This window comes from Pseudomonas sp. BGI-2 (assembly GCF_004310295.1).
In the GTDB taxonomy this organism is placed as follows: Bacteria; Pseudomonadota; Gammaproteobacteria; order Pseudomonadales; family Pseudomonadaceae; genus Aquipseudomonas.
This window is the reverse complement of record NZ_SISB01000025.1, coordinates 1-26240: the sequence shown is the minus strand read 5'-3', so window position 1 is coordinate 26240 and position 26240 is coordinate 1. Positions and strand designations below refer to the sequence as shown.

24 protein-coding genes, 1 tRNA gene and 6 pseudogenes are annotated in these 26240 nt (G+C 60.4%); 10 read left to right on the top strand and 21 right to left on the bottom strand.

Annotated features, from left to right (window positions below; all coding sequences use genetic code 11):
- Nucleotides 1-46: 46 nt before the first annotated feature.
- From EYC95_RS17615 to EYC95_RS17590, 6 genes are all read right to left on the bottom strand, one after another.
- Nucleotides 47-721: a CsgG/HfaB family protein gene (locus EYC95_RS17615; RefSeq protein WP_165557471.1), complete on the bottom strand. Its 675-nt coding sequence runs from the start codon at nucleotides 719-721 to the stop codon at nucleotides 47-49.
- Nucleotides 722-969: 248 nt separating this feature from the next.
- Nucleotides 970-4068: an error-prone DNA polymerase gene (locus tag EYC95_RS17610; protein ID WP_218568851.1), complete on the bottom strand. Its 3099-nt coding sequence runs from the start codon at nucleotides 4066-4068 to the stop codon at nucleotides 970-972.
- On the bottom strand, nucleotides 4044-5459 hold the full coding sequence (locus EYC95_RS17605; RefSeq protein WP_131061499.1) for a DNA polymerase Y family protein: 1416 nt from the start codon (nucleotides 5457-5459) through the stop codon (nucleotides 4044-4046). The genes EYC95_RS17610 and EYC95_RS17605 overlap by 25 nt, the downstream gene beginning before the upstream one ends.
- A gap of 7 nt (nucleotides 5460-5466) precedes the next feature.
- Nucleotides 5467-6084 carry a translesion DNA synthesis-associated protein ImuA gene (imuA, locus tag EYC95_RS17600; protein WP_131061498.1) on the bottom strand — a complete coding sequence of 206 codons (618 nt, stop codon included), beginning with the start codon at nucleotides 6082-6084 and terminating at the stop codon, nucleotides 5467-5469.
- A complete protein-coding gene (gene lexA, locus EYC95_RS17595; protein ID WP_131061497.1) occupies nucleotides 6084-6701 on the bottom strand; it encodes a transcriptional repressor LexA in 618 nt (205 codons plus the stop codon). The genes imuA and lexA overlap by 1 nt, the downstream gene beginning before the upstream one ends.
- Nucleotides 6702-6739: 38 nt before the next feature.
- On the bottom strand, nucleotides 6740-7657 hold the full coding sequence (locus EYC95_RS17590; RefSeq protein ID WP_131061496.1) for a LysR family transcriptional regulator: 918 nt from the start codon (nucleotides 7655-7657) through the stop codon (nucleotides 6740-6742).
- A 103-nt stretch (nucleotides 7658-7760) separates the two neighbouring features.
- Here EYC95_RS17590 and EYC95_RS17585 point away from each other — a divergent pair.
- Nucleotides 7761-8105, top strand: a pseudogene (locus EYC95_RS17585) (amidohydrolase family protein); the annotation flags it as partial.
- Here EYC95_RS17585 and EYC95_RS30650 read toward each other — a convergent pair.
- The 10 genes and pseudogenes from EYC95_RS30650 to EYC95_RS30170 form a co-directional block, all read right to left on the bottom strand.
- A pseudogene (locus EYC95_RS30650) lies at nucleotides 8103-8324 on the bottom strand (ABC transporter permease); the annotation flags it as partial. The pseudogenes EYC95_RS17585 and EYC95_RS30650 overlap by 3 nt on opposite strands.
- 130 nt (nucleotides 8325-8454) lie before the next feature.
- The gene (locus tag EYC95_RS17575) at nucleotides 8455-9873 is read right to left on the bottom strand and encodes an ABC transporter substrate-binding protein (protein WP_165557470.1); all 1419 of its coding nucleotides are present in this window, start codon (nucleotides 9871-9873) and stop codon (nucleotides 8455-8457) included.
- A 208-nt stretch (nucleotides 9874-10081) separates the two neighbouring features.
- Nucleotides 10082-10327, bottom strand: a complete 246-nt coding sequence (locus EYC95_RS17570; protein WP_131061495.1) for a ferredoxin family protein — start codon at nucleotides 10325-10327, stop codon at nucleotides 10082-10084.
- A gap of 25 nt (nucleotides 10328-10352) precedes the next feature.
- A pseudogene (locus EYC95_RS17565) lies at nucleotides 10353-12098 on the bottom strand (fumarate reductase/succinate dehydrogenase flavoprotein subunit).
- Nucleotides 12095-12847: a GntR family transcriptional regulator gene (locus EYC95_RS17560; RefSeq protein ID WP_131061494.1), complete on the bottom strand. Its 753-nt coding sequence runs from the start codon at nucleotides 12845-12847 to the stop codon at nucleotides 12095-12097. Before EYC95_RS17560 ends, EYC95_RS17565 begins: the two are co-directional and overlap by 4 nt.
- A gap of 289 nt (nucleotides 12848-13136) precedes the next feature.
- Nucleotides 13137-14102, bottom strand: coding sequence for a Gfo/Idh/MocA family protein (locus tag EYC95_RS17555; RefSeq protein ID WP_131061493.1), 966 nt, complete (start codon nucleotides 14100-14102; stop codon nucleotides 13137-13139).
- Between the two features lie 16 nt (nucleotides 14103-14118).
- On the bottom strand, nucleotides 14119-15006 hold the full coding sequence (locus EYC95_RS17550; RefSeq protein WP_131061492.1) for a Dyp-type peroxidase: 888 nt from the start codon (nucleotides 15004-15006) through the stop codon (nucleotides 14119-14121).
- A gap of 327 nt (nucleotides 15007-15333) precedes the next feature.
- Nucleotides 15334-15474, bottom strand: a pseudogene (locus EYC95_RS30875) (DSD1 family PLP-dependent enzyme); the annotation flags it as partial.
- Nucleotides 15474-16800, bottom strand: a pseudogene (locus tag EYC95_RS17540) (D-arabinono-1,4-lactone oxidase). The pseudogenes EYC95_RS17540 and EYC95_RS30875, both read right to left, overlap by 1 nt.
- Before the next feature lie 85 nt (nucleotides 16801-16885).
- Nucleotides 16886-17032 (bottom strand): hypothetical protein, encoded by a 147-nt coding sequence (locus EYC95_RS30170; protein ID WP_165557469.1) that lies wholly within the window; start codon nucleotides 17030-17032, stop codon nucleotides 16886-16888.
- A 311-nt stretch (nucleotides 17033-17343) separates the two neighbouring features.
- Here EYC95_RS30170 and EYC95_RS17535 point away from each other — a divergent pair, with 311 nt between their 5' ends.
- Both EYC95_RS17535 and EYC95_RS17530 read left to right on the top strand, forming a co-directional pair.
- Nucleotides 17344-18969: an NADP-dependent glyceraldehyde-3-phosphate dehydrogenase gene (locus tag EYC95_RS17535; protein ID WP_131061491.1), complete on the top strand. Its 1626-nt coding sequence runs from the start codon at nucleotides 17344-17346 to the stop codon at nucleotides 18967-18969.
- Between the two features lie 68 nt (nucleotides 18970-19037).
- Entirely contained in the window at nucleotides 19038-20057 is a 1020-nt protein-coding gene (locus EYC95_RS17530; RefSeq protein ID WP_178083842.1) for an FUSC family protein, read from the top strand.
- A 7-nt stretch (nucleotides 20058-20064) separates the two neighbouring features.
- Here EYC95_RS17530 and EYC95_RS17525 read toward each other — a convergent pair whose 3' ends face one another.
- Nucleotides 20065-20958 carry a DMT family transporter gene (locus tag EYC95_RS17525; protein WP_131061489.1) on the bottom strand — a complete coding sequence of 298 codons (894 nt, stop codon included), beginning with the start codon at nucleotides 20956-20958 and terminating at the stop codon, nucleotides 20065-20067.
- 135 nt (nucleotides 20959-21093) lie between these two features.
- Here EYC95_RS17525 and EYC95_RS17520 point away from each other — a divergent pair, with 135 nt between their 5' ends.
- A complete protein-coding gene (locus tag EYC95_RS17520) occupies nucleotides 21094-21531 on the top strand; it encodes an Lrp/AsnC family transcriptional regulator (RefSeq protein ID WP_131061488.1) in 438 nt (145 codons plus the stop codon).
- Nucleotides 21532-21588: 57 nt separating this feature from the next.
- Nucleotides 21589-21918 (top strand): YceK/YidQ family lipoprotein, encoded by a 330-nt coding sequence (locus tag EYC95_RS17515; RefSeq protein ID WP_131061487.1) that lies wholly within the window; start codon nucleotides 21589-21591, stop codon nucleotides 21916-21918.
- A 59-nt stretch (nucleotides 21919-21977) separates the two neighbouring features.
- Here EYC95_RS17515 and EYC95_RS17510 read toward each other — a convergent pair whose 3' ends face one another.
- Complete coding sequence (locus EYC95_RS17510; RefSeq protein ID WP_131061486.1) at nucleotides 21978-22649, bottom strand: Bax inhibitor-1/YccA family protein; 672 nt, start codon at nucleotides 22647-22649, stop codon at nucleotides 21978-21980.
- A 123-nt stretch (nucleotides 22650-22772) separates the two neighbouring features.
- Between EYC95_RS17510 and EYC95_RS17505 the strand changes: the two genes are divergently transcribed.
- The 3 genes from EYC95_RS17505 to EYC95_RS17495 all read left to right on the top strand — a co-directional run bounded on the left by EYC95_RS17505 (nucleotide 22773) and on the right by EYC95_RS17495 (nucleotide 23946).
- A tRNA-Ser gene (locus tag EYC95_RS17505) sits at nucleotides 22773-22860 on the top strand.
- A 247-nt stretch (nucleotides 22861-23107) separates the two neighbouring features.
- Complete coding sequence (locus EYC95_RS17500; protein WP_256656967.1) at nucleotides 23108-23407, top strand: hypothetical protein; 300 nt, start codon at nucleotides 23108-23110, stop codon at nucleotides 23405-23407.
- A 131-nt stretch (nucleotides 23408-23538) separates the two neighbouring features.
- Complete coding sequence (locus EYC95_RS17495; protein WP_131061484.1) at nucleotides 23539-23946, top strand: hypothetical protein; 408 nt, start codon at nucleotides 23539-23541, stop codon at nucleotides 23944-23946.
- Here the strand turns inward: EYC95_RS17495 and EYC95_RS17490 are convergent.
- From EYC95_RS17490 to EYC95_RS17480, 3 genes are all read right to left on the bottom strand, one after another.
- A complete protein-coding gene (locus tag EYC95_RS17490; protein ID WP_131061483.1) occupies nucleotides 23928-24455 on the bottom strand; it encodes a lysis system i-spanin subunit Rz in 528 nt (175 codons plus the stop codon). The genes EYC95_RS17495 and EYC95_RS17490 overlap by 19 nt on opposite strands.
- Nucleotides 24455-24880: a cell wall hydrolase gene (locus EYC95_RS17485; protein ID WP_131061482.1), complete on the bottom strand. Its 426-nt coding sequence runs from the start codon at nucleotides 24878-24880 to the stop codon at nucleotides 24455-24457. The genes EYC95_RS17490 and EYC95_RS17485 overlap by 1 nt, the downstream gene beginning before the upstream one ends.
- A gap of 62 nt (nucleotides 24881-24942) precedes the next feature.
- Nucleotides 24943-25260 carry a phage tail protein gene (locus EYC95_RS17480; RefSeq protein WP_371928425.1) on the bottom strand — a complete coding sequence of 106 codons (318 nt, stop codon included), beginning with the start codon at nucleotides 25258-25260 and terminating at the stop codon, nucleotides 24943-24945.
- 367 nt (nucleotides 25261-25627) lie between these two features.
- On the opposite strand from EYC95_RS17480, the gene EYC95_RS17475 reads away from it, so the two are divergent.
- Nucleotides 25628-25954, top strand: coding sequence for a hypothetical protein (locus EYC95_RS17475; protein ID WP_131061481.1), 327 nt, complete (start codon nucleotides 25628-25630; stop codon nucleotides 25952-25954).
- A gap of 124 nt (nucleotides 25955-26078) precedes the next feature.
- Nucleotides 26079-26240, top strand: a pseudogene (locus EYC95_RS30645) (IS256 family transposase); the annotation flags it as partial.

Here is a 26240-nt window from a genome sequence, read left to right as displayed (position 1 = left end):
CATAAGTCTTGAACATGCTTGTACCGCTCCTTGTCATCAACCTTGATCAGTTACCCGGTTTCCATGCCCCGGCGTTCATCCCGTCCACCAGGCGATTGATCGCCTCGCGCATGGCCAAGTCGAGCACCTTGCCGTTGAGGGTCGAATCGTAGGCAGCGGTGCCGCCGAAGCCGATGACTTCACGGTTGGACAAGGCGTACTCGCCCGCACCCTGAGTCGAATAAACCACTTCGGACGTGCTGATGTTGACGATGTTCAGGTTGACCTTGGCGTAGGCCACCTGGGTCTTGCCGCGACCGAGAATGCCGAACAGCTGATGATCGCCGGTCTCTTTGCGGCCGAACTCGGTGACGTCACCGGTCACCACAAAATCAGCACCCTTGAGGCGCTGGGACTGGCCCTTGATCGCGGCTTCTTGCTGGATCTCGCCCATGTTGTCGCGGTCCAGCACGCTGAAGCGGTTGGTCTGCTGCAGGTGAGTGATCAGGATGGTCTTGGCCTGACCGCCGAGGCGATCCACGCCGTCGGAGAAGATCCCGCGCATGTAGCTCGAACGGTTGTCGAACTTGCCGACCGCCATGGGTACACGAACACCGTTATAAACCACGCTGGCGCTTTCGACTTTTGCGATCGGCAAGGCGCGCGAGCTTTCAGTGGCACACCCGGCCATCGCGCCCAAGAGGGCAATCGCTGCCGCCGATACCAACATCCGAGAGATCATTCTCACTGTGCATTCCTTCTGAAAAAACGGTTTATCCCGGCACGGCCATAGCCAACCGCTGCGGGTTGCAGCGGCGAAAAAGCGAGGGGAATCAGATCGACAATCGACGTGCGGGACGTCGGCGGCCGGCATTATGCCAAAGTGCCATCACTGAGAACAGTGTTTAATTTTTATTGGCGCCAATACATTGGCTGCCGCGATCGTTCCCGCTCCGCGTGGGAACGATCAGTGGCGTTCAGTGATTGGGATCAGCGGAAATCGCGGCTGCGCACGCTGATGCCGTCCAGCAGTGGGCTCAGGTCGCTCAGCCGTCCGGCAATCAGGTGCCGCACCTCGCCTTCTTTTTCCCAGCGGCCATCGACCTTGAGCAATTGCGAGCCGACCAATACCTGGCGTTGCCGGTCGGCGAGGTCCCGCCAGACGATGACGTTGACGTTGCCGAACTCGTCTTCCAGGGTGACAAAGGTCACACCACTGGCAGTGCCCGGGCGTTGTCGACCGGTGACCAGCCCCGCGACGCTGACCGGTCGCCCGTGTTCGACCTCCATCAGTTCTTTCGAGCTGCGGCAGCGTCGGGCTTTCAATTCACCGCGCAGCAACGCCAGTGGATGCGGACCGAGGGTGGTGCCGACACTGTTGTAGTCGGCCAGCAGGTCCTCGCCCACCGTGGGTTTGGGCAGATAGATCGCAGGTTCTTCCTGACTCGGCAGACCGGCAAACAAACCGAGCTGTTTCTGCACCCCCGCCACTTCCCAGCGCGCCCGATGACGGTCACCGGCCAGGCCACGCAGCGCACCGGCATCGGCCAGTTGCTCCTGGGCACGGGCATCGAGTCGCGCGCGCTCGCCCAGGTCGGCGATGTCGACAAATATCCCCTTCGCCCTCGCCGCTTCGATGCGCCGGGCATCGTCCTCGCGAAAGCCCTTGATCATCCGCAACCCCATGCGAATCGCCGGTTGCGCGCCGGTGATCGGCTCCAGGCTGCAATCCCAGTCACTGGCGCGCACGTCCACCGGGCGAATCTGCAAATGATGCCGGCGCGCGTCCTGCAGAATCTGGTCCGGGCTGTAGAAACCCATGGGCCAGCTGTTAATCAGCGCACAGGCGAAAGCCGCTGGCTCATGGCATTTCAACCAGCAACTGGCGTAGGTCAGCAAGGCGAAACTGGCGGCGTGGGACTCGGGAAAACCGTAGCTGCCAAAGCCCTTTATCTGTTCGAAGATCTGCGCGGCGAACTCGGCCGTGTAGCCGTTTTTCTTCATCCCGGCGGCCAGCCGATCCTTGTGCGGTTCCAGTCCACCGTGGCGTTTCCAGGCGGCCATGGAGCGACGCAACTGATCGGCCTCGCCGGGGCTGTAGTCGGCGGCGACAATTGCAATCTGCATCACCTGCTCCTGAAACAGCGGCACGCCCAGGGTTCGTTTGAGCACGACTTCCAGTTCCGGCGAGGGATAGGTTTCGGGCTCTTCCTTGTTCCGGCGGCGCAGATACGGGTGCACCATCCCGCCCTGAATCGGCCCCGGACGGACGATGGCCACCTCAATCACCAGGTCGTAGAACTTGCGGGGCTTGAGTCTGGGCAGCATCGACATTTGTGCCCGGGACTCGATCTGGAACACGCCGATGGTGTCGGCACGGCCGATCATGTCGTAGGTTAACGAGTCTTCGGACGGGATCGTCGCCAGGCTCAAGTCCTGATTGCGATGACGGCGTAGCAGATCAAAACAGCGGCGGATCGCGCTGAGCATGCCCAACGCCAGAATATCCACCTTGAGCAGGCCCACCGCGTCGAGATCGTCCTTGTCCCACTGAATGATGGTGCGCTCGGCCATGGCGGCGTTTTCCACAGGCACCAGACTGTCCAGCGGCTGCTCGGAAATCACGAAACCGCCGGGGTGCTGGGACAGGTGGCGAGGGAAACCGATCAGTTGTCCAGTCAAACTCAGCACCCGCCGCAGCACCGGGCTCTCGGGGTCGAACCCGCCTTCAAGCAGGCGTTCCACGGGGGGTGTTGCATCGCTCCAGTGGCCACAGCAATCGGCCAGGGCGTTGATCTGATCCGGCGGCAACCCCAAGGCCTTGGCCACATCACGCACGGCGCCGGCGGCGTGATACGTGCTGACCACCGCCGTGAGCGCGGCGCGGGTCCGGCCATAACGCTGGAACACGTACTGCAAGACTTCCTCGCGACGTTCGTGTTCGAAATCGACATCGATGTCCGGCGGTTCATTGCGCTCTTTGGAGAGAAAGCGTTCGAACAACAGCGTGGTGCGATCCGGGTCGATTTCCGTGATGCCCAAGGCAAAACACACCGCCGAGTTCGCGGCAGAACCACGGCCCTGACAGAGGATTTCTTGCGCGCGGGCGAACCGCACAATGTCGTGAACCGTAAGGAAGTAGCTTTCATAGCCCAGCTCGGCGATCAGCTCCAGCTCCTTATCGATCTGCACCAGCACCTTGGCTTGCGGACCGTCTGGCCAGCGCCACGCGATCCCCTCGTCAGTCAGATGCCGCAGCCAGGACGTGGCCGTCTGGCCTTCCGGCACCAGCTCGCGGGGATACTGGTAACGCAACTGGCCGAGGTCAAAAGTGCAGCGCCGGGCAATGGTTAGCGTTTCATCGAGCAGTGCTTGCGGGTAGATCGATTGCAGGGCATCGAGGCTACGCACATGCCGCTCGCCGTTCGGATGCAGCCGCAACCCGGCCTCGGCCACCGTCAGGTGATGACGGATCGCGGTCATGGTGTCCTGCAAGGCGCGCCGCCCACGGGTGTGCATGTGCACATCGCCATTGGCCACCGCGGGAATCCGCAGTTCCCGCGCCAGGGTCAGCAGTGCGTCCAGTCGCCGGGTGTCGTCCTGACCGCGATGCAACTGCACCGCCAGCCACAGGCAATCGGTGAACGTCTGTTTCAGCCAGTGACCGCTGGCAACATCATCGACTGTGTCCGGCACCCACAACGCCAACAGCCCCGGCATCGGCTCGCTGAAGTCCTCACGCAGCACCTGATACTGACCTTTCTGTGTACGGCGCCGCGCCCGGGTAATCAGCCGGCAAAGGGTCTGGTAACCCTCAAGGTTTTCCACCAGCAGCACCAGTTTCGGACCGTCCTCGATGCGGATTTCGCTGCCGATGATCAGCGGCAGCTCCACCGACCTGGCCGCTTGCCAGGCACGGACGATGCCGGCCAATGTGCATTCATCGGTGATCGCCAGCGCTTGATAGCCGTGCTTTTTCGCCCGCTGAAACAGCTCGAGGGCACTGGAAGCACCGCGCTGGAAACTGAAGTTCGACAGGCAGTGCAGCTCCGCATACTCGACGCTCATGCGAACCAGCCTTGCAGCCACAGCGGGCCGCCCTCACCCACCGCACGGTAGGCCCAGCCCTGCTGACCGGAACGGGTTTCGATCAGGTAGTAATCGCGGCGCACGTCGTCGCCGTCCCACCAGCCGGACTCGATGCGCTCCGGCCCCATGAGAATCCGCGTCGAGCCTTCGTGTACGGCCTGCGGCTCCGTCAGCAACCAACCCGGACGCTGCACCCCCACCAACCCCGCGCAAAGTTGACTGTCGGCCCGCGCCTGCCACGCGCACTCTGGCCGATGATCGGCCTGAAAGCGCAAGCCGTGCACCGCCTCATCCCCAAGCCGCGCACGCAGGCGTTCGCGCAGTTGCTCCCAGGGCAAGGACTGCTGCGGACGGTCGTCGAACAGTTCCTGACGCTGCGGGACGAAGCTCGGCAGGTCTTCGGCGCGCAGCCGAAAACCGCGCACCGGGGCCTCGACCTGGACCTGTTCCAGCCGCCCCCGGGCCAGTTCGAAGAGCATCGCCGGATCGCGCTCGGCGCTGAGCAGGCCGACCTTGATCACCGTGTCCGGCAAACCGGCGTGCTCCAGGTGCAGGTCGAAACGCTGCACGCCACTGTCCCGGCCGCAGAGGAATGCCGACAGATCGCCGGTCAAGCGCCGTAATGGAAACAGCAGCGCCTGATGGGACTGCACATCGAAATTGAGTTCGATGCGCACATCAAACCGGTCCGGCGGCAGGTAGAACGCCAGCGCCAGCCGCCGCTCACCGAACAAGGCATCCAGGTGCTTGAGCACCTGCGCCTCGAAACGTCGCGCCAGGCTATTGCGCGGCAACGCCTGCACCTGACTCAAGGTGCGCAACCCCATGCGCGACAACGCCGTGGCCACCGCCGGCTCCAGGGCAACCCGGTCGACGGGCAACTGCCCCAAGTGATAGCGCAAGGCTTGATCGTCCGGCACCACCAGACCGTCATACACGTTGGCCAACACCCGCGCGGCCACCGGGTTGGGCGCGGCGACGATGCGGTGACGAAAGCCCAGTTCGCCGAGTTCAGCGCGCAACCGCGCCTCGAACTGCGGCCAGGGCCCGAACAGCCCCAGGCTCGATTCAATCTCAAACACCACGGCACGCGGGTAATGCACGCTGACCTGAGAGCTGAAGCGATAGGCCCATGCCGCCAGGAACTGCTGCCAGTGTTCGATCTCGGCGACGTCGTATTCGGCCGTAACAAAGCCTTTGCTCAAGGCTTGCGCGGCGGTCATCGACTGGCCAGGACGCAAGCCCAGCGCCCGCGCCGGAGCGTTGACCGTTTGCAGCACCCGACGTTGCGCCGGGCCCGTCAGTAGCGCCAACGGTTCATCGGGATCGGGGCGCTGACGCAGTACCGCGTCCAGCGCCAATTGCGGGAAGAGAATGCAGACCCAGCGCATGGCAACCTCAATGCCCCACGGGAAAGGTAATCGGCGCCGAGCGGGCCAACCCGCCCCGACACTTGAGCACGCGCAATTGTGCAGGCCGGGCATCGATGGCGATGCGCAGGGCGGCGGGCGAAGGGTTGATGGCTTCGTTGATCGAGCGGTAGGCGAACGCCAAGGTCGAGCCGGTTTCCGCCGCCACCTGCAAGCGCCGCAGCGCCCGGTCATCGGCCTTGTGCGGCCAGCACAGCACCGCACCGCAACTGCCCGAACGCAGGCATTGTTCCGCTGCCCACAGCGCATCGCGCTCGCTGGCCTGAATGATCGACAACTGGCGCAGATCGACCCCGGCGTTCTGCCAGGCCAGGGGATACGGCACGTAAGGCGGCGCCACCAGCACGATACGTTCGCCCGCTGCCGACAGCCGCGCCAGCGCCGGCCACACCAGTTGCAACTCACCCACGCCCTGCCCGGCCAGGAGGATTTCAGTCAGCGCCGCTTCCGGCCAACCACCGGAGGGCAATGCCGCATCCAGCGCGGCATGCCCGGTGGGTTGCGGGCTGATAGCCGGTGGCGCAGGCCGGCCCTTCCAGACCTGGCCGCCATTGAACAGCGTGTCCAGCGCAACGACGGCGCCCATCACCCTTGCCTCACCAGACCGCAGAACACCCCTTCGATGGCCAGGTCCTGATTGGCCTCGACGATGATCGGCTTATAGGCCGGGTTGCGTGGCAGCAACCGGACAACGTCGCCGACCCGCTCGAAACGCTTGATGGTGACTTCGCCGTCGAGCCGCGCCACGACGATCTGGCCATTGAGCGCCTCGGGATTGCGGTGCACGCCCACCAGATCGCCGTCGAGAATGCCGTCCTCGATCATCGAATCCCCCTGGACCCGCAGCATGTAGTCCGGCACCCGCGAGAAGATCGACGGATCGAGCAGCAAGCGGCTGTGCACCTCGGCATCGGCACCGATCGGCGAACCCGCCGCGACCCGACCGAGTACCGGGATGTCCAGCAACTCGGGCCGCGCCGGTTGCCCGAGCAAACGAATGCCCCGGGCCTGATGCGCATTGACCTCGATAAAACCGGCCTCGGTCAGCGCCAGCACATGCTTGCGCGCCACGCTGCGGGAGGCGAAACCAAACGCCTCGCTGATTTCAGCGAGGCTCGGAGACTGACCGTGCTCCGCGATTCGATCACGGATAAAGGTCAGGATGGCGGTACGGCGGGGAGTTAAAGTCGTCATGGAGTACATTTGTACTCTTTCGGCATTTTCCTGGCAAGGACCGCCAGTCAGCTCAAGCCACGAGACGCCAGAAACCCTGCGATGTAATCGATGAAAGCCAGCACTTTGGCGGTGGCCCGTCGATGACTGGGGTAAACCGCCAGGATGTACGAGCCGAAGCTGTCCGGATCGATGTCGTAATCGGCCATCACCCGCACCAGCCGGCCATCCGCCAGATACGGCGCGGCACTCCACAACGGCGTGTGCAGCAAACCACGTCCTGCCAACGCGTTGGCCAGCAGCAGGTCGTAATTGTCGCTGCGCAACCGTGGCGACTGCGGTTGCGCCAGGCTCAAACGCTGCCCGTCACGCTCGGCCCACCAGAATTCGCGGCTGAGCAACGGATGCCGGTAGAGCAGCCATTCGTGGTCATCGAGGGTGTGCGGCGTGACCGGTAATCCCTTGCGCGCCAGATACGCCGGGCTGGCGCACAACGCCAGGCGATTGCTGCCGACGACGCGAGCAATCAACCCCGGCAAGTCGTCATGCCCCTCGCGCAACGCCAGGTCATAGCCGCTTTCCAGCAGATTGACGAACTCATCGCACAAATCCACTTGCAGGTTGATCTGCGGGTATTGCTCCAGAAAACCGCCGCACACCTGATCGAGAAAAGCCTGCCCGTACGCCAGCGGCGCGGTGATTTTCAGGTTGCCGCGCAGGCCATGCTGCAACTGCTCGATTTCCTCGCCGGCCTCCTCCAGCCGCTGCAAGACCTGCCGCGCGGTTTCCAGATAAAGACGACCCGATTCGGTCAGCAAAATCCGTCGGGTGCTGCGCTCGAACAACCGGGCGCCGAGTTCCGCTTCCAGGTGATTGACCGCTTTGGTCAAGGCCGACGGGGTCTTGCCCAGTTGCTCGGCGGCGCGGCTGAAACTGCCCAGTTGCGCCGTGACCACGAACATTTTCAATGCACCCAACTTGTCCATTCTTTTTCCATTCAGGCAAAAACGTTTTTCGTGAGCCAGGCGTTCTGCTTGCCGTGACAAGCCACTAATCTGGCCATCAGACGCAATAACAAGGAAACATTCAATGAAAAGATTCATCCCGAATCTATTGATGGCCGCAGTCAGTTTTGCCTCGATGGAAGCCATGGCAGCCGCCGATCTGGTGCTGATCAATGGCAAGATTTTCACCGCCGACCGCGCCCAACCGAAGGTGCAGGCGTTGGCGGTACAGGACGGCAAGGTGCTGCAAGTCGGCAGCGATGCGCAGATCAAGGCCTTGATCGAGTCGGGCACCAAAGTCGTCGACCTCGGCGGAAAAGCCCTGATGCCCGGCCTGATCGACAGCCATTCCCACGCGGTTTTCGGCGGTCTGGAGATGGTCTCGGCCAATATGGAAGATGAGGTGGTCGACCTCGACGAACTGGAAAAAGCCGGCGAAGACCCGGCTGAGGCTGCTGACGAGGTGCTGGGCGAGCTTGCCGGAATCGCCGAGGCCGAGTGCGGCTTCGATGACGGCCACCGGGGTCGGGACGCTGGCGAAGGTCACCAGACCGAGGTTCCAGTGATGGCTGGCGGCGAGTTGCCAAAATAGAAGGCAGAGCAGCAGCGAGGCGGCTCTTGGAGTCCAGCGTAAATATGATCCGAACACAATTCATCCTCTCAACCGAGAACCCTGTAGGAGCGAAGCTTGCTCGCGAAGGTGTGTCAGCTAAGTCAATTTTGGCTGACACACCTTCGCGAGCAAGCTTCGCTCCTACAGGGATCAGTGCGTCTGGGGTTTAGCGAACGGCAACGGCCTGGGTGGTGGCGTCGGTGAAGTCGAGGACTTTGCCGCCCTGGGCCGTGGCGAATTGTTGGGCCTGGCCTTTGAGCAGGAATGCACTGAGGCGCCCCTTTGCATCACTGGCAAACCACGCCTGATCCGCCAGCAATTTGATCCCGCTGTCACTCGCCTGGGCATACACGGCGCGGATGTTTTTGCCTTGCTGCTTCAGGCTGGCCAACGCAGTGAATGCCGACTCCGCCGAGGCGTACTGACGGACCTTAGGCTCGCCACGCACCCAGATCTCGGCCACATGACTGAAGTCGGTGATGGCTTTGCCGCTCGCCGCATCCACGCCGTTGAGCGGTGTCTGTGCGTAGTTGGCCAGTTGCGCGGTGTAATCCAGGTTTGAGGCCTTGAACGCGGCGCGGATGTACTGGTCATCGATAAAGGTATTGAGATCGAGCCCACGATCAGCCTTCTTCAACAGCTTGAGGGTGTCTATCGCAGTGCCCACGGCCTGGCGGTACTCCGGCTTCCAGCTCAGGTCGCGGGTTTGCACACCGAGCGGGCCGTAAAACAAGTAATTGACCTCGGCATCGACGCCCGTGACCTTGGCAATCAGCTCACTGTATTTCTCTGGCTCGGCCGTCAGCAGTTGATTGGCTTCGATACTTGCGCGCAGGTAAGCGACGACGATTTCCGGGTACTTTTTCGCGTAGGCCTGATCCACCAACGCACCATGAAAGGTCGGTGCATTGGCCTGCGAACCGTCGTAGATCTTGCGAGCGAAACCACGGCTCGGGAACAGTTCGGCGAACGGCACAAAGTCGGCGTGGGCGTCGATTTTCCCGGCCTGCAATGCCGAGCCAGCGACTTCTGGCGGCTGGGCGATGATGTTCACATCCTTCAGCGGGTCCCAGCCTTGAGCGGCCACGGCTCGCAACAACATGCCATGGGCGGTGGACGCGAACGGCACGGAAATGGTCTTACCCTTCAGCTCTGCCAATGACTGCACGCCCGAGGCACTCGGCACCACGATGCCATTGCCGCTGCCCTTGATGCTGCCCGAGAGCACGCTGATGAACAGGCTGTGCTTGCCCGCGGTTTCGAACGCCACGCCGTTGAACGAACCGGGAAAATCGGCCATGGCACCGAAGTCGAGTTTGCCGGCGACCATCTCATTGGTCAGGGGCGCGCCGCTGGTGAAGTTCTTCCACTCGACTTCGTATTTGGCGTCCTTGTACTGGCCATCGTGGGGCAAGTATTTGTCCAGCAGGCCGAGCTCGCGGATCAACAGGCCGCCAGCGGCGCAGTTGATCGTGGTGTCCTGGGTGCCGATGGCAATGCGGATGGTTTCGGCCGAGGCCGACAGGGTGAATGAAGCCAGTACCAGACCGGCGAATGCTGCACGCAGCAATGTTGGCAAAGACATGGTGAATCCCCTCGAATCATTTATAGGATGTTCGTCTCCGCCACGATCAGGACGTGGTGGGAAACGAGGGGTGGTTTGAAGCAAGCGTCCGGGGGTGGCCGGATGGCGTTTTGTGTTGTCTGTACTGGCCCCTTCGCGGGCAAGCCTCGCTCCTACAGACATCGGTAATCTGTAGGAGCGAGGCTTGCCCGCGAAGGCGTCCTGTCATTCAGCGCAGCAAATAGGGAATTTCGACTTTCACGGCTCCGGTCGGGCAGTCCTTTTCGCACGGCATGCAGTACCAGCATTCGTCGAAGGCCATGTAGGCCTTTTGCGTGGCCGGGTTGATCGCCAGCAGGTCCATCGGGCAAACGTCGACGCACACGGTGCAGCCTTTGTGGGCGATGCAAAGGTCTTCATCGACCGTGACCGGTGCGTTGGTGCGGAAGAAGATTTCCTGGGGTTGATAGGCCATTTCGTGGTCTCTCTTTTTGTGATGCTCAGGCCGCAAACGCGCCGACCCGCAGCCGGTCGTAGGCCTGCATTTCTTCGGCGTCGAGCGGGATGATGTAAGGCTCGACGGCTTTCTTGAAACTGGTCATCTGGCCGTCGTCGCCCTTCTTCAGGTGGCAATGGCAGAACCAGTCGCTGTCGTTGCGTTGTGGATGATCGACCCGATAGTGGTAAAGCCCCCAGCGACTTTCGGCGCGAAACAAGGACGCACGGGCAGCCATTTCGGCGCAGTCGCGGATCATGCTGACTTCCATGGCGCGCATCAGTTCGTGGGCGTTGCGGGCCTTGATCTGATCGAGGTCGCGCTGGATATCGCTGAAGCGTTGCAGGCCGATTTGCATTTTCTTGGTCACTTTCGGCGGTTGCAGGTAGTCGTTCACAAAGCGTCGAAGCTTGTATTCGACCTGGGCTGGCGGCAGACCGTGTTCGCGATCCAATGGCGCGTAGACCCTTAGTTTTTCCGTTTCGATCTGCTTCGCGTCGACCGCTGAAAACTCGCGACCGGCGACAAAGTCCGCCGCGTTGGTGCCGGCAAACCAGCCATAAGTGAACGCGCCGAGCATGTAATTGTGCGGCACCGCCGCCATGTCACCCGCCGAGTACAAACCTTTCACTGAGGTTTCGGCTCTCTCGTTGACCCACACACCCGACGCCGAGTGGCCGCTGCAAAAGCCGATTTCCGAGATGTGCATCTCGACCATTTGCGTGCGGTAGTCGGTGCCGCGATTGGCGTGGAACTGGCCGCGGCTCGGGCGTTCGTTGCTGTGCAAGATCTCTTCGATGTTCTGGATGGTTTCCTCGGCCAGGTGATCAAGCTTGAGGAACACCGGGCCGTTGCCGCTTTCGAGTTCCTGGTGGAACTCCCACATCATCTGCCCGCTCCAGTAGTCGCACTCGATGAAGCGTTCACCTTTATTGTTGGCGGTGTAGCCGCCCAACGGGCCGGTGACGTAGGCGCAGGCCGGGCCGTTGTAATCCTTGATCAACGGGTTGATCTGGAAGCATTCGAGGTTCGCCAGTTCGGCGCCGGCGTGATAGGCCATCGCGTAGCCGTCGCCGGCGTTGGTCGGATTTTCGTAGGTGCCCATCAGGTAACCGGAGGATGGTAAACCGAGGCGCCCGGCCGCACCGCAGGCAAGGATTACAGCCTTGGCCTTGATCACATGGAAGTCGGCGGTGCGGCAGTCGAAGCCCATCAGGCCGTTGACTGCGCCCTCTTCGTCCGTCAGCAAACGAGTGCAAACCACGCGATTGGTGATGCTGACTCGCGCCCGTTTCAACTGGCGGTACAGGACTTTCTTGATGTCGTGCCCTTCCGGCATCGGCAGCACGTAGGCGCCCATGTGGTGGACCTTTTACACCGCGTAGTCGCCGGTCTGGTCTTTCTCGAACTTCACGCCCCAGCGGTCCAGTTGCGAGAGGGTTTCGAAGCTGTGGGTCGCGTAGGCATACACCGCCGCCTGGTTGACGATGCCGTCGTTGGCGATGGTGATTTCCTTGGTGTACTGCTCCGGTGTCGAGTGACCGGGAATGATCGCGTTGTTCAGGCCGTCCATGCCCATGCTGATCGCGCCGCTGCGCTTGACGTTGGCCTTGTCGATCAGCAGCACGCGCAGATCACGGTTGCGTTCCTTGGCCTTGATCGCCGCCATCGGCCCGGCCGTGCCGCCGCCGATCACGACAATGTCGTATTCCTGCTCCAGAGTGCTTCTGGTGATAGAGCTGTGGGTCATGCCTGATCACCTTTTTGCCGGTCGATTCGCAAGCGGTACTGGAAGGCATCGCCGCGGTAGTAAAGGTGTTCGAAGTCCACAGGTTGACCGCTGGCGTCGTGGGTCAGGCGCTCGATGCGCATGATCGGCGAGCCCGGTTCGACGTTCAGCGCCAGGGTCAGGTCGCTGTCGGCCAGCACCGCGTCGATGGCCAGATCGGCATGACCAAGCGCCAGGCCGCAGTCGTTTTCGAGGATCAGAAAGATGTCGCGGGTGACCAGATCGGCCTTCTCCAGCCGTTCGCCGATGGCTTTGGGCAGGTAGGTGATTTCCAGTGAAATCGGCTCGCGGTTGATCAGTCGCACGCGTTTGATCTGCGCCACGGTCTCGCCTTCGGCAACGCGCAAACGCTCGGCGACGAGTTTGTCGGCGGGGATGAATTTGAAGCTGCGCAGGCGGTTGATCACCTCGTAGCCGCGACCGGTCATGGACTCGGCCAGGCCTTGCAGGGTGCTGACGTTCTGGAAGGTTTTCGGCTTGGCGACGAAAGTACCCTTGCCGTGAATCTTGAAGATCAGCCCTTCCTTTTGCAGATCCCCCAACGCCTGGCGCACGGTAATGCGGCTGACTTTGAACAGCGCGCCGAGTTCGCTTTCGGAAGGCATCTGGCTGTCTTGCGGGTATTCGCCGTCGAGGATGCGGGCGCGCAGCACATCGCGTAGCTGGGTGTGCAGCGGGACGCTACTGAGGGATAGAACGTTATCGGTCATGGAAGATCACTTGTTATAACGAGTTATGACGTGATCTTAGAGAGCGGGTGTGGGGATTGAGAAATACTGATTAAGCATAAGGTTAGATTCGCCAGACAACCGCAGGCTTTGTAGCTGCCTTGTGGCGAGGGGATTTATCCCCGTTCAGCTGCGAAGCAGGCGTGAATTCAGACAACTCGGTGCGTCAGATAGACCGTGTGTTCAGGGTTTACGACTGTTTCGCAGCCGACCGGGGATAAATCCCCTCGCCACAAGGCAGCTGCTACAACGGATCGGTTTCTGCAGTGCGTCAGCGCTTGAGGATCTGGTCCATCACCCAGTCGGTTTTCAGCGCGTGTTCGGCCACCGCCGGATGCTGCGCCTCGCCCCGGATGTGAGCGTTCATGCCCAGCACGTGATGCCACTGGATGTGCTCGTGATGGTCGATGTGCAGGCTGAGGTGTTCATCGGCTTCAAGCTGCACCGGGTGCTCATCGAACACCGAAAAGCTGATCCGGCCTTGGCTGCCGATCAGCTCGACCCGATCTTCGCGGCGGTCTGCGACGAAATTCCAGCAGCCCATGCCCAGGGCACCCGAAGCGAACCGCCAACTGGCGCTGACGGCGTCTTCGGCGGCATACAAACCGGCCTGTCGCGCAGTGAAACCGGCGACTTCGACGATATCCCCGAGCAAATACTGGAACAGGTCAAACCCATGACTGGCCAGGTCGGCGAAGTAACCGCCGCCGGCGATCACCGGATCCGTGCGCCAATTGTCGGCGCCACCCAGATCGTTCGGCGAAGGTGTTTTGGTCAGGGTCCAGGACAGATGCCGCACCTCGCCGATCCGCCCCTCCTCCAGCCACTGCCGCACTTGCTGGAAGCGCGGCAGCGAGCGTCGATAATAGGAAACGAACAGGTGCAACCCGGCGTCGGCAAAGACCTTTTGCATGTCACGGCTTTGTCCGGCATTCAGCGACATCGGTTTTTCGACGCAGCAATGTTTGCCGGCTGCGGCGACCAGCAAGCTATAGGCGTGGTGACTGTCGGGTGGCGTGGCGATGTACACCGCGTCCACCTCGGGATCATTGATCAGAGCTTGCGCGTCGGTGTAAACCCGGGCGATGCCGTGGCGTGCGGCGTAGTCGGTCACCGCGTCCAGACGCCGCCCCATCACCGCCACCAGCGCCGAGCCCGGGGCCTTGTAAAAGGCCGGCCCGCTCTTGCGTTCAGCAACACTGCCACAACCAATCATGCCCCAGCGCACCACGTTCATCATCGCTCCTTGATGTTTAGCCGATGCGCAATGCGCGCAGGTCCAGATGACCGTCCTTGAGCGGCGGGCACCAGTAGTAGCCGCCGGTGATCGGACGGCTGATGCGGTACAAACCGTCGGTGATGCCGTCTTCCAGTCCGCTCATGCGCCGCAGTTGGGCTTCGAAGGCATCGAGGGAAAAGCCGAACGCCAGGAACATCAGGCCCGCGCGATCGCCTTCGATCCACGGCATCGAGCGACGGACCACGAACGCTTCAGGGGCGAAGCTTTCCTGGGCGGTGCGTTTGACATGGGCGGAAGTCGGCGCGTCATCCAGTTCTTCGTTATCGCTCAAGCGACGGCCCATGATGTTGTCCTTTTCATGGGACGGCATTGCGTGGAAGCCCTTCAGGTCATGCTGCCACTGCTGGATCGCGGCAAAGCTGCCACCGACCAGGCCTTCAGCGCCTTCGCCCAATAGCGCGGCGGCCACGGCGGCTTCGTCGTGCGGGTTTTCGGTGCCATCTTCGTAACCGGTCAGGTCGTGGCCGGTCAGGTGGCGGAAGGTTTCGTTCATCTGCACCAGGCGCAGGGCTGGGGCCAGCGCGGCTTCGATGGCGTTGCTGCGATTGAGCAATTCGCCACGGTCGACGCCGTGCAACCAGCACCAAAGCGCGTGTTGGGTCGACGGGTTGTCGACGCCGACACCGGTCAGCGCCGGAAAGGGCCGCAGGCCATCGATCTCAACGTGCAGCGCCTTGACCAGGGATTCACCAAAGCCGACAACCGCCGATTTTCCGTCCACCAGTTGCATCAGGTTGTCGAGCGCGGCCGGTAGTGCATCGGCGGATTCGAGGGCGAAGAACATATGACGGGCTTGAGGCGGAACGGGGGTGGCGAGAATGCCCGGCTGGTAGTAACTCATATGAACTCCTTAAAAAGAGCGCGGAGTTTAACCGGAGCACGGGGGTTTGTGTGGCTTCGGCATTAACGAGACCTGCGCATGCGAGAGGCTGAACACCGTCCCCTGTGGTGAGGGGACTTGCCCCCGTTGGGCTGCGAAGCGGCCCCAAAACCTGTCACCGCATTGCATCAGGTACACCGCGTGCGCCGGCATTACGACTGCTTCGCAGCCGAACAGGGGCAAGCCCCCTCGCCACAGAAGCCCTCTCACCAAAAGCAGCTAAATCGGGTTGGGAGCTTCGTTGCGAAAGGCGCTCGGGCTCATTCCGGTCCAGCGCTTGAAGGCGCGGCGAAGCTCATCGTTCAGCGCCCGGAAATAGTCGCTGTACGGACCGCCCCGGTCGCCCGGTCGCAGTCACACACTAACGTCCGCGAGCAAGGCCCCGACACCGACAGTCCCGATGAGAAAGTTATGACGATTGACGGCCATCAGCTCACCCCCAGAATCGACGATAGATGCGCGTTGAGAAATATGCCGCTGGGGTCGAGTTCCTGTCGAACCTCAATGAATTCATGCCAACGCGGGTGCAACAGTTGCAGGTTCTTCGCGTTGAGCGTTTGCAACTTGCCCCAATGTGGCCGGCCGTTGTACTTCCAGAAAATCGGCTCGATGGCGGCGAAGAAATTGTGGTGATCCATCTGGTAATGCTGATGGACCGAGATCGAACTACTGTCGCGGCCTTCAAACATGCTCAACGGTATGTTATCGGCTTTGACGTTGCGGTACTCGATGGGAAACCAGGTGCGCAGGTCCTTGTCCGGAATCAGCTTCAGAATCTCCCGCAAGCAGGCCCGGCCGTGTTCAGCCGGCACTGAGTATTCCATTTCATTGAAACGCACCGTGCGCACATTGGCGTAGATGTCGAACGAGTCGCCGACCCGGTCATCGAAACTGGCGAGGTGGCGCAAATTGTTCAGCATCGTGCGGCGCAGGTCAGGGAAGTCGCTGGCGTATTTGTCAATTTTCTCGATCAGCGTCACGAACTCGTTGCCACCCTCCTCATCCGGCGGGATCGGTGGTGTGGCCAGCTCGGTGGTTTCGTTCAGGGCGATAGACAAGGCGTAGTCGGAATGGGTCACCACGAGCATTTCCCAGTGCTGGTTTTCCTGGGTGTTCTTGTCGAGGTCTTCCAGCAGCTCTTCGGTCTTGGCGATCCACTGGCGCTCTCGCAAGCGATATACCGGGCGGTTTTGCAGCCGTACTTTGGTGGCCACACCGAGCGCGCCGAGCGACACTCGCGCCGCGTTGAACACTCCAGGGTGGCGCGTGCTGTCGCAGTCGAGCACGTCGCCATTGGCGTTCACCAGTTGCAGGCCGCAGACGTGTGCTGAATAGGATTGAACGTTTTTCCGGTGCCGTGGGTCGAGGTGGCGATCGCGCCGGCCAGGGTCTGGTAATCGATGTCAGCCATGTTCTGCAAGGCCTGGCCGATGTCCTTGAGCGGCGTGCCCATACGTGACATCGGCGTGCCGGCGGCGAACTCCGCCTGCAGCGTTTGGGGATCGTGATCGAGCAGCCCGGTAAAATAGCTCAGCGACAGCAACGTGCCGTCGGTAGGCACCAGCGCGCTGAAAGATTCGCCGAGCCCACCGGTCGAACCTTGCCCGGGGCCTGGCGGATGACCTGGGTCAGTTCTTCCAGGGTCTTGGGCGCCAGCCGCGCCGCCGGAAGGCAACTCTGGCCACCGGACCAGTTGCGCCAAGGGATCAGCCGTGGTGCGCGCAGGAATTCGGCCAACGCGGGGGTTGAGCCCAGCGCGGTGAAGGCGCCAATGACACTCGCCCGTTGCAGCAACTGACGCCGTGTTAAGTCCATCGTCATGAATCACACCCTGCCGTTCTTATTGTTGGATGGGCTGGCCGGACATAAAGGCAATCAGCGCCAGCTCGGCGTCGGTGGGCATGGTGTCGGCCGCTTCGCTGTGCATCGGCGGGCTTTTCGGCTCATCGCCACAACCGTTGAGCAGCGCCGCAAAGACGCCGCCCACCAACGCCAAACAAAGGCTAGGCTTTTCAGTGACTCGACTGGCCCGAATGGCTGTCCTCTCTATGGCGCCCCTCAGTGGAGAGCACCTTTTTTATTGTGATCAAGCACAGGTCAACACTAAGGCACCGACGCGGGCGGGTTGAGGGCATTGGGGGCCAACAAGGGGGGCTTCTGAGGCATGACCGAAGGCATCGGCAGGTCCACGATCAAAAACCCTGAGCCGCCAGACGATGAGATGAGTCATGACAAGCGAGACCAAGGTCTGCTAAAACGATTCATCAGTTCATCACCCATTCCAGACGGGGTAGCGACATGACCACAGCACATATCCTTGGCAACCTGTTTCCCGACTCAAGCGACATCCCGGAAAAATACCGCCTCGACGGTCAGACCGAGCAGCGTGAATACCTGGTCGATGGCGAACTGAAAACCTGGTCCGGCCCCCTCGCCCAGGTCCGCAGCCCGGTGTACCTGACCGGCGAAAATGGCGACGAACAAGTCATCCTCGGCAGCACGCCGCTGCTCGACGCGGAAACCGCATTGACTGCACTCGACGCCGCCGTCCGCGCCTATGACCGGGGCCAGGGTTTGTGGCCGACCATGCGTGTGGCCGAACGCATCCAGCACGTCGAAACGTTTTTGGGCCACATGCGCGAACAGCGTGAGGCGGTGGTCAAGCTATTGATGTGGGAGATCGGCAAGAACCTCAAGGACTCGGAAAAAGAGTTCGACCGCACCTGTGATTACATCGTCGACACCATCAACGCCCTCAAGGAACTCGACCGCCGCTCCAGCCGCTTCGAGCTGGAACAGGACACCCTCGGGCAGATCCGCCGCGTTCCATTGGGCGTCGCCTTGTGCATGGGACCTTACAACTACCCGTTGAACGAAACCTTCACCACGCTGATTCCGGCGCTGATCATGGGCAACACCGTGGTGTTCAAACCGGCCAAGCTGGGGGTGTTGTTGATTCGTCCGCTGCTGGAAGCCTTCCGCGACAGCTTCCCCGCCGGGGTGATCAACGTGATCTACGGCAGCGGCCGCGAGACCGTCAGCGCGCTGATGGCCAGCGGCAAGATCGATATTTTTGCGTTTATCGGCACCAACAAAGCCGCCAGCGACCTGAAAAAACTCCACCCGAAACCGCACCGTTTGCGCGCAGCACTGGGCCTGGATGCGAAGAACCCCGGCATCGTGTTGCCGGAGGTCGATCTGGACAACGCGGTCAACGAAGCGCTGACCGGGTCGCTGTCGTTCAACGGTCAGCGGTGCACCGCACTGAAAATCCTCTTCGTTCATGAAGACGTGGTCGAGTCATTCATCGAGAAATTCAACGCCAAACTGGCCACCCTGAAACCGGGTATGCCGTGGGAAAGCGGTGTTGCGCTGACGCCGTTGCCGGAAGCGAGCAAGGTCGAGTACCTGCATTCGCTGGTTGCAGATGCGGTCAGCAAAGGCGCCAAGGTGGTGAATCCAAATGGCGGTGAAGCGCGGGCGTCGTTCTTCTACCCGGCGGTGCTGTTCCCGGTGACGCCGCAGATGCGCGTCTATCAGGAAGAACAGTTCGGCCCGGTGGTGCCGATCGTGCCTTACCGGCACCTTGACACGGTGATCGACTACGTCCTGGAATCGGACTTCGGCCAGCAGCTGAGTATCTTCGGCACCAACCCGGTGGCGGTCGGTCGACTGGTGGACACCTTTGCCAATCAGGTCGGCCGGATCAACCTCAACGCCCAGTGCCAGCGCGGCCCGGACACCTACCCGTTCAACGGCCGCAAGAACTCCGCCGAAGGCACGCTGTCGGTGCATGACGCGCTGCGGGTGTTTTCGATCCGCACGCTGGTGGCGACCAAGTTCCAGGAAACCAACAAAGAACTCATCAGCGAGATCATCAGCGGACGCAGTTCGAGTTTCCTGACCACCGATTACATCTTCTGAGGACACCGAGCCTGAACACGTTCAGAGCCCATCGACTGCCACCGCTGCTGCGCCGATTACTGCGTCCGTTGCTGGACCCGTATCGGCGCTATCGCTACGCCAAGCTGATCCACGCGGTCCGCGTGTCGCTGGGATTGCTGGCATCGATCATGCTGACCACCGGCATCAACCTGCCCCACGGTGAGTGGGCGTCGGTGACGATGCTGGTGGTGATCGGCGGTTTGCAGCACCACGGCAACATCGGTAAAAAAGCCGCCGAGCGCGCCGTCGGCACGTTGATCGGCGCGAGTATCGGCCTGCTGTTGGTGGCGCAACAGGCCTGGCTCGGAATGCCGTGGCTGACCTATTTTGTGATGTCGGTGGTGTGCGGGGTTTTCTCGTATCACGCCATCGGCAAGGGCGGTTACACGGCGCTATTGGCGGGAATCACGGTGTTTATTGTCGCCGGGCATGGCGACAACCCGATCTCTGACGGACTGTGGCGCGGTGTGGATATTCTGATTGGCGTGGCCCTGGCCCTGGCTTTTTCCTTCGCCCTGCCGTCGTATGCGGTTTATTCCTGGCGCTACAACCTGGCCAACTCGCTGAGCGATTGCGCGACGATTTACGGACGCATCATCGATGGACAGCCCGTCTCCGATGACGAACACCTGAAGCTCATGAATCGCCTGAACGCGGTGATGGTGCAACTGCGGTCGCTGATGCCGTCGGTGTCCAAGGAAGTGAAGATTTCCATGACCGAACTCGATGCGATCCAGCGCAATTTGCGGATGTGCGTCAGCACCCTGGAAATCCTCGGCAACACCCGGCCGGATGCCAGCGACCGCGACGCCATGGCGCATCTGCAATCGAGTTTCAAAGCGGAACACCGGCAGATTCGCGTTCAACTGATCGGCATGGCCCGGGCGCTGAAAACCGGCGCATCACAGCGTCTCAGTCGCCCCCTCGATCTGCCGGCCAATTCAGGTCTTGAAGCACCGGTCTACGAGCCGCTGGACGGCTATCGGTTACTGATCCGGCAGTTCGCTTCGAACATCGGCGAGATGCGCCAGCGACTGGCAAAAACTGCGCCGCGCTGGAACATCTGACACCCGCTTATTGTGGGACCGCTCGACGAAACTTCAGGCCCCAGCCTTGCTGCATGCCAGCGGCGGCCAGCAGAATTGCGGCAACACCGATCCATTGCAACGGCTCCAGACGATGACCGAAGGCGAACCAGTCGACGAAAATCGCCGCAATCGGGTAGATGAACGACAACGCTCCGGTCAGCGCCGTCGGCAATTTTTGAATCGCGCCGTACAACAGCACATACATCACACCGGTGTGGACGATGCCCAGCGTCACCAAACTGGCCCAGGCACTTGGCGCTTGTGGCAATGCCGAAAAGTGCGCGAACGGCGCGAGCAGCAGCACCCCGGTGCTGACCTGGATCAGGGCAATCAAGTGCGGTGGCGTGCCGGTCAGGTGTTTGATGATCAACGCCGCAATCGCGTACAGAAACGCTGCCCCCAAGGCCAAGCCGATACCCATCAGGTAATCGTTGCCACCCGCGCCCTGCTCGCCATGCGCGCTGACAATGGCCAGCATCCCGAGAAACGAAATGCCCAGCCAGAACAGCTTTTGCAGCGTGATTTTCTCGCCAAGAAACAGCGCCGCCAAACCGACCAGCATGAACGGTTGAACGTTATAGACCGCGGTGCCGATGGCAATCGAGGCACGGGAATAAGAGGCGAACAACAGCACCCAATTGCCGACAATCGCTACACCGCTGAGCACCGCCAGCAGAAACGTGGTGCGGGTCAGAATGCCCGGGCGCAGAAAGCCGAAGGCCGCGCAGATCAACAACAACGTGCCGGCGCCGAACACGCACCGCCAGAACACCACGTCCAGCACCGGTTGTCTGGACACCAGCACGAACCAACCGATGGTCCCGGAGATCAGCATGGCGGCGCTCATTTCGAATGAACCGCGACGTAGTGTGTTGTCCATCATCAGACTCCCGTGATTGAGCCCAGATTATGCCAATCCGCCCAAGGGCTTCTCCAGCGCAAAAAGCAGGCTAAACTCGGTTTTTGCCTTTTTTATCAAGGCGTATTCCGTCAACTGCCTAACAGGGGATTTGCCATGACCGACGACATCGACCAAGTGCTGATCAGCGCATTGATGGAAGACTCACGCCGCTCGCTCAAGGCTTTAGCGCAGATCAGCGGCCTGTCCTCACCCAGCGTTGCCGAACGCCTGCGTCGACTCGAAGAGCGTGGCGTGCTCAAGGGCTACACCGTCGAGATTGATCCCAAGTACTTCGGCTATCAACTCCAGGCCATCGTGCGCATCCGCCCGCTGCCGGGCCAGTTACAGGAAGTCGAGCGGCAGATTCAGGCGATCCCCGAATTTACCGAGTGCGACAAAGTCACCGGCGACGACTGCTTCATTGCGCGCCTGCATGTGCGCTCGATGGAACAGCTGGACACCCTGCTCGACCGCCTCAACAGCCACGCTGAAACCAACACCGCCATCGTCAAGAAGACTCCGGTCAAACGCCGATTGCCACCGATGGCATGAGTGCGGTTTTGATTGGAAGCGCGTAAATTGACAGTTTTCCGGCGAAGGATTGGCGGTATGAAAACTCAGGCAATAGTTCTCGCGGCGCTGATGCTCGCGGGTTGCGGCACGGTACAAACAGTGGTTCGCGGTGACGAAGTGGCGGCGAAGAGTCTCAAGGATCACAAAAGTTACTGCGGCGCAGTGCCCCGTATCTACAGCGGCGTGACCTACGATTTCTGCATGCTCAATGCTCCCCTCGAAAAAGGACGGGATGCGCAGGAGCATGACAATGCTCCGGCCATTGTCCTCATCGACGTGGTCATTTCCGGCGCCCTCGATACCTTGCTCCTGCCCTATACCATCTACCGCCAGCAGGCCGATGGCAGCATTATCATCACGGAATGACGCTGAATTTCAGGCAATAAAAAACCCGCCTAAGCGGGTTTTTTACTCAAGGCTGCCGATTAATCATCGCGGCTCATGATGCCGAGGATCTGCAACAAGCTGATAAACAGGTTGTAGATCGATACATACAGGCTGATGGTCGCCATGATGTAGTTACGCTCGCCGCCATGAATGATGGCGCTGGTCTGGAACAGAATGCAGACCGAGGAGAACAGCACGAAACCTGCGCTGATCGCCAATTGCAGACCGCTGACCTGAAAGAAGAAGCTCGCCAGCGTCGCGCCCAGCAGCACGAAGAAGCCTGCGGTGATGAAACCACCGAGGAAGCTCATGTCCTTGCGGGTGATCAGCACGTACGCCGACAGACCACCGAACACCAGCGCGGTCATCGCGAAAGCCGAACTGACGACTTCAGCGCCGCCCTGCATGCCCAGGTAGCGGTTGAGGATCGGGCCGAGCAAGAAACCCATGAAACCGGTCAGGGCAAATGCCGACACCAGGCCCCAGGCCGAGTCACGGAGTTTGTTGGTGAGGAAGAAAAGCCCGTAGAAACCGATCAGCACCACGAAAATGTTCGGGTAGCCGACACGCATCTGCTGAGCCACGAACGCCATCACGCCGCTGAATGCGAGGGTGAGAGCGAGCAAGCCGTATGTGTTGCGCAGGACGCGGCTAACCTCTAGCTGCTCAGCCTGCACGCTGTTATTAACTGCGTAATCCTGTTCGCGCATGGCGACACTCCTGTTGGTTTGAAACGTTCAGTCGCAAAGATCATAACAGACGCTCTGTAACAAGCCATGCAGAGAGTTTGACAGTGTGTTTCATTCAGGTATTATGGCGCCCGCAACGCAAACGGAGGTGTGGCCGAGTGGTTTAAGGCAACGGTCTTGAAAACCGTCGACTGTAACAGGTCCATGAGTTCGAATCCCATCGCCTCCGCCATATTTGTACCGACAAAGCCCTGATTATTTAGGGCTTTGTCGTTTCTGGGGTTTGGTGAAATCGTCCCCGCTCAGCATGTGTTCCATAACTATTATGGAACCGTTCCATAACTCAGCTCGTTTTGCCCCTCCTTCGGCGTCCTGCCACCGAACACAACTCAAAAATCCTACAGCTCGTCGCCGATCCCTCGCCTGATCATGCCAGCCTCGATTACTGTATATCCAAACAGTATCGATAAGGCATAACCGTGGACCCCCTCGACATCGAAGACAACAGCGACTGGCTTCGCTGCCCGACTGAGCTTGAGACCTGTCGCTACTTCCTGCGCATAACTGAGAACGAGGTGCAGGAACTGACCCTGCAATTGCGCAAGGCCCGCGAAGACATCTTCGGGCTGGTGCAGATGCACGCCAAGGCTGACCTCGCAGATTCAAACCGTAGATCCACCGATACCGAGACGAAAAGCAACTGGGAGCTGATGGCCAACAACAAGCACATTGCTGAGCTGACCGTAGAATTACGAGCGCTCGAAGGCTCTAAGCCGTGACCCTCAAGGCCGCGCTGAAGCTATCAGAGTGCTTAGTGCTCGATGACTACTGCTGGAAATGAACTGATTCCAATGCCAGAATAGAACTATTATTCATTCATTTTTTGAAATCATTCCATGGAGAAATTGAAATGGAAATCATGAGACACATCGCATTAGTAAGCGCTCTTTTGCTTGTACTGTGGGTTTTCGCTCTGCTTATCGGCCTGTTTTTTCAGCTCAATCAGATCCGTCGAAACTGGATCGAAGGCACTTATACGCCCACACAAACAAACCCGATATTGGACAGCGTACTTAGGGCTTTGGGACTTGAGCATGGTGACAGGCTGGTTCACAGCATTGCTTTAATCAGTGTCGTGATCATTTGGCCGGTGAGTTTAGTCTTTGGATACCCTGTTCTCGCAGCTATCCGCGAGAAGGAACGGAATCGAATCAAAAAACTACAGAAAGACCAGGACGGCCCAAGCTCCTCAGTCTCAAATCGCACCGATGATGTAGCACGAGTTGGTCAGGAGCTATCTCAAGGCAACGCTGGCTGAGTTCCACGCACGTAATCCTGGCACGCCGCCAGCGCAATCAATCCTTGGTCGCCGGCGGCGGTGATTCCGATAATTCGTTGAGCATGCGCTGGGTCAAGTCGGGCGCGCGCGCCTCCATGAACCACGCCGCCGGTGGTGGCACCGGCTGGCACTGAATGGCCACAGGCTGAGTCCGTGGTGTCGAGAGCGACTGACAACCGCAGATCAGCAGTGGCAAGGCGGTCGCCCAGGCCAGCTTGGTTGTTTTGAGCATCGCTCAATTCCTTATAGTGGGATTGTTCACTGGCCGACAGTCGCTGCTCGAGGGCGAGGCGCTTATCCAGATCGGCTTGTTGCTGGGCCGAAGCGGCGTTACTGATGGCGGTAAGATCATCGGTGTGCAGGCGGGCCTGGTCCGCCAGCTGTTTACCGAAACGCCAGTCCTGCACCCGCCAAGAGGCCACAGCACTTCCCGCAATAAGCGCCACGATAAGTACCAGCAGGCCGATCAATTTCTGCACCGCCGTCATCACGGCACATCCTTGAAGAACACGTGACCGCCAAGCTTAAGCGTTTTCCTAGCCTTCGCAGCCCAGGCCGGTGCCTTCTTCATGGCGATGGCGTAATAGTGTGTGGCACCACCAGTGGGATCCGGCACCTTTCCGTCGATCACTTGGTCAGCGGCGATGCGCGCTTGCGCCAACTCGAGGAACTGGATCTGTTTGATGCCGATCAGGAACGCGTAATTCGGGTCGCTCTTGTTCCAGCAGCTGAACTGATACGTCGCCTGGCAGACATCGGTATAGCCCTCGCCCCACCACGACTTGGTCTTGCCGTCGTTCATACGGTTGCGAATCGTCCAGACCACAGCAATCTGACCGGCCAGGCTTTCGCCGCGAGCCTCGCCCCACAGCGTACGCGCGAGTATGTCGCGGTCTTTCTCGGTAATAGACATCACATTTCTCCAGGCAAAAAAATCCCGCTCGATGGCGGGTTGCGTTGTGCTGCTGTGGCGCGTCAGATCAGGTCGGCGCCTAAACTTTGCGGGTCCGCCACGATGACCGGCACTACCGGCTCAACAGGCCAAACCGGCGCGGCGTACCAGGTCGGCTGAACAGTCACCTTGCCCAGTGCGAACTTGTAGGTCTTCCACGCCTTGAGGTTGACCAGTAGCGCGGCTTGCTCAGCCTCGTCCTCTTCGGTCGCCTCGCCGATGTCGATGCCGAAGCCGATCGTATCGATTCGCTCTTGAATGCGGGCGATCTGCGCGGCGGCAAGTCGTTGTTGCGATGGCGCTGCTGGGGACGGCCTCACGAGCGCCGCACCAGCCGCCAGACCGAGTAGAGGCAGGCGCTTCGCAAAATGGCGGATTCGCTATGAGCGAACTGACTCAGGCTCAGGCGGTGGAGGATCTCAATTATGACCCTGAAACCGGTAATTTCACTCGAAAGATCCAGACTCGCGGTCGAGTGAAAGTCGGCCAGATCGCCGGGTACGTTAGGAGTGACGGTTACCGCATGATTAGGGTTCGGGTTAAGCAATATCTTCTTTATCGCTCGACGAGGCTCACGCAGCGCGGATTTTTGAAGCGGTTGGAGCCTGGAATCAGGTCAAGGTAGCAGCATGAGGCGTTTTCGCACCCAACAACGCAAACGACAAACCTGGTTGGCGCTGCCGGCCAGTGGCATAGAAGAGGTTGGTCATGGCCAAGAGTGGACAAGAGCGATCGGCGAAGGCTGCCGAGAAGCGTATCCAGTACGACGAAAAGGAGCTGCGACACCGGGTGCAGCTCGGTACCCGGCAGAAGCTTGATGAGCTGATGGTCTGGAACGGCATCGAGGAAATCAACGAGGCCGTGCAGAACCTGATTCTGAACGCTCATGCGCTCGGGCCGACACTGTCCTACCAGGCGATGGAAAGCCCGCGCCACAAAGTGCAGATCAGCGAAAACGTGGCGCGGATGTTTCGGAATGAGAGTTTGGCTGAGCTGAAGCGCGATCCGGGCGATGAAGTCATCACGCCGGATTAAAATTTGGAGGGAGCGGGAGGGTTCGAACCCCCTGCGGAACTGTCCGGACACCAGCGCTAGAGGGTGTAATTAGTTTTGTGTAAACGGTCATTTGGCAGGAGACTGCCTACCCCAAGGAAATCCAATGACCGAGTCAAAACCCAAGCGAGCCAAACGAGTCAAACGAGTCAAGCCTGATCCTGAGCTGGTTAAACTGGCCGACAGTCTGTTGGCCAATTACAAAAAGCCCGAAGATCTCATCGGCGAAAACGGCCTGCTCAAACAGCTCACCAAGATGCTGGTCGAG